General features: G+C 41.3%; 4 protein-coding genes. All 4 read right to left on the bottom strand.

The genetic code is table 11. The features are described 5' to 3' along the window. The coding region (locus tag QVB70_RS05170) for an FRG domain-containing protein (protein WP_287584055.1) at positions 1-447 on the bottom strand (447 nt) is incomplete at its 3' end. An 86-nt stretch (positions 448-533) separates the two neighbouring features. Further along, positions 534-1493, bottom strand: a complete 960-nt coding sequence (locus QVB70_RS05175) for an SPFH domain-containing protein (protein ID WP_287584057.1) — start codon at positions 1491-1493, stop codon at positions 534-536. A 22-nt stretch (positions 1494-1515) separates the two neighbouring features. Further along, positions 1516-1857: a hypothetical protein gene (locus QVB70_RS05180; RefSeq protein WP_287584058.1), complete on the bottom strand. Its 342-nt coding sequence runs from the start codon at positions 1855-1857 to the stop codon at positions 1516-1518. A gap of 55 nt (positions 1858-1912) precedes the next feature. Further along, positions 1913-2623, bottom strand: coding sequence for a hypothetical protein (locus QVB70_RS05185; protein ID WP_287584059.1), 711 nt, complete (start codon positions 2621-2623; stop codon positions 1913-1915). Positions 2624-2973: the final 350 nt, after the last annotated feature.

Raw genomic sequence — 2973 nt, forward strand, 5'->3', positions numbered from 1 at the left:
ATTCATTGGCAAGAGTGAATGCTGTTTGAGTGCAAAGTAGAGCGCAATGAGAGGACTCTCAGTCCAATCAAGAAGCCTGGTGGCAGCCCCATAGTGTTGCATCAGGAAGAGCCACTTGTCGAGACGGTCAGTTTCGGGAGCATTGCCGAATGCCCCAGCACGCTCTCTGAACATTCGTGTTAGATTGAATTCATCGTACCCTGGATCCCGGAAGAGCTTTGGTAGTGGACCGTCCTCTCGATCCTGCCCACGAAACCATGGTGAAGCGCTCTTATCCGAGTTAAAGTCCCATGTCTGGGTATCTCTTTTCACCGAGCTTATATAATCTGCGATTGCAGTTATATAGGTAAATGGGAAAGCCATATGGTGCTCCTTTAACAATCGGTTGCAGTCCTCACCGCCCCCGGAAAAGCCAGCCAAGAGTATGGCTGCCGGTTCGATGGACATTGTGAGTCATAACGAATTGGTCACCGGCGCGAGATATCGAGCGTCCGGTGCCTAAAAAGTTAGACTCAAATTTTATTGATCAAGAGCTAATGCGCCTTCGTAATTTGACTTATTAAAATTGAATCTAAATCATAACCGGTCTTTGCCACATCGGCCTCGCTTGCCTTTTTGATAGCATCAGAAATTACCGCTCGCATAGAACGCGCATCTTCGAGAGAATATCGCTCAAGTTCTGAAATGGCATTTGATTGAACTATTGATAAAAGATGTTTAGAAGCTTGTTCTTGGTTACCATATTTTGCAGCAACAAAAGGTGCATTTTTTGCAGGAAGGTGGTAGTATAGAGTTAACCCAACATATGCAACATTCCCATCAAGAAAGACTATACGTAATGCTGGCTCTTGTTTACCCGAGTCTGATAATGACTCCGTGCTACCGGATTCTATATGATTTGGTCTTATAAAGATTGTTTTGCCATTTATACCCCAAACAAAGGGAATATCAACGATAGCTTTTGAACAAAAAATATCCATAATATCCTCTAACTTGGCGTCATTCAAATGAACGCTGAAAAGTCTTGTCTTTACCTCACCGGACAATATTTTCTGATCCAATTGAATATCGAAATCTGTAGCTATTTGATCTAAATAATTTACAGCCCAAATTAGAGACTGATTATCGAAATCGAAACTGTATCTTTTTTCTTCAGGTTTGCTGTTGCTTTTTACACCAAGAGCGTAAGCGGCCAAAGCAGCTGCTAAAAAAGCCAAAATGACAATGACCACGGATGTGATCCTAAAACGCCTTGCACGTTGCCTTATCTGCTCCATAATCAGATCATAGCGTTGTTGTTTTGTAAGATCAGTGGTAACTATTGAATAGCTATCAAGAGCCGCTTGCACTAAGGAAGGTCGTTCCGACTCAGGTGCCGATTTAATCAGGTTCTCCTTATGAAGCAGGCGCCTACGTAGAACAGTTACAGCTGCAGCTACAATAAATGCTGCCAGAGCAAGTCCAGAGCTTACTGATCCAATTGCTTCCCACATTTTTATGAACCTACCATTTCGGTCATTTATTTATGGGTGGTGTAATAGTCACTCTGATGTTTGGGTAGCTACTTGATCTGTAATAGCCTTGTCGCTGAGTTTGAACCACAATTGCGTCAAAATTATTACTGATAAAGTTCTGAAATTCCCTATTTCCAAGGGAAAGTTTCTCTGCCAATTCATTCGCAGTCTTTGCACAATTGCAAGTACATTTATTTCTCTCAGTTACACATCCAGATGCATAACCCTCTGGACAGCTTGCACATGCTTCTCTATCATCCCATGCACAACATGCAGAATGTGCAGTAGAATGCACGAAAGGAAAAGCTAATATTATAATTGTGACAAAGATTATGATTCTCATCGGTACCCCCTTTATACCCGAGATATACGGATAAAATAATAACGATCTAACCTTGCTAATCAGCCGCGCGGTTTTTTGCGTCGGCTGAATTAGCTTTGTTAGCGATTTTTTGTTTTAACATTTTATACAAAGGATTTTCTTTGATTTTTTTCCAGATGCTTTTTTCTGACAGAATACCCCTACACATCACCTCTATATCTTGAACGCATTTTTCCAGTTTAGGATTAATAGGGTCTTCATCCGCCAATCCTTCCCAAAAGATTGCCTCAAGTTTTTCCTTAAATTCAAAGTGCTCTTTCGAAGCCTGATCAGTCCTAAAAAAGGTGCGTTGCTTCGCCCATAAATTCGCCAGTGTCTGTGCTGATGCAAAAATTTCGTTTAGAATTTTTCTTAATTCCACAAAAGGTTTGGCAGAGCCCTCTCCAAACTGAGTCATAAACCGATACCTTAATGAGTGTAATCTATTAAAAAGTTCAAGATTTGCATTATAGCGTTCAAACACAACATAGGCTTGATCATATGCCTTCTTCTCATCAGCAGATTCGTTTTCAGATTGTTTTCTGGTGGCACCTTCTCCAGCATGACTGAAAGGATTTCGAATGTGTTTTATTGCATCACGAGCTTCATAGAAAAGGCTTAAGACTTCTTCAGCCAATTCTGCTTGCCTCTTTCCCTTATATTCTCGATGCCAAGAACCGATCCCATATATTGCAGTGCAAGATGCAACTATGAGCGAAATATCTTTCAAGAATTCTGTAAAGCCCATATGTCTACCTCGCTAACCATTGATTATTATGAATATGGGACGTTGTTTCTGAATCAACTTACGAATACTTGCCAACCTTATCCAGATTTTCGAAGTTTACAGTGTGAACCACCGCGGAGGTTGTCACATCAAGGAATCTTGCCATGTGTGCTCCAGGATGCCCCATCCTCTCCACCACGACGTGACAGAATATAAACACGGCAAATAGGTGCTATGGTATCGTGTTGGTACCGGATCTACGGGAACTGTGAACTGTTTCAGAGGAGAACGGGAATTGTATAGGTAATTTTAGGAATTTCTAACATAATTATATGGGATGGGCAACGAGAATTTGATGTGAGGTTCCAACC

The sequence above is a fragment of the Candidatus Borrarchaeum sp. genome (assembly GCF_019058535.1).
In the GTDB taxonomy this organism is placed as follows: domain Archaea; phylum Asgardarchaeota; class Sifarchaeia; order Borrarchaeales; family Borrarchaeaceae; genus Borrarchaeum; species Borrarchaeum weybense.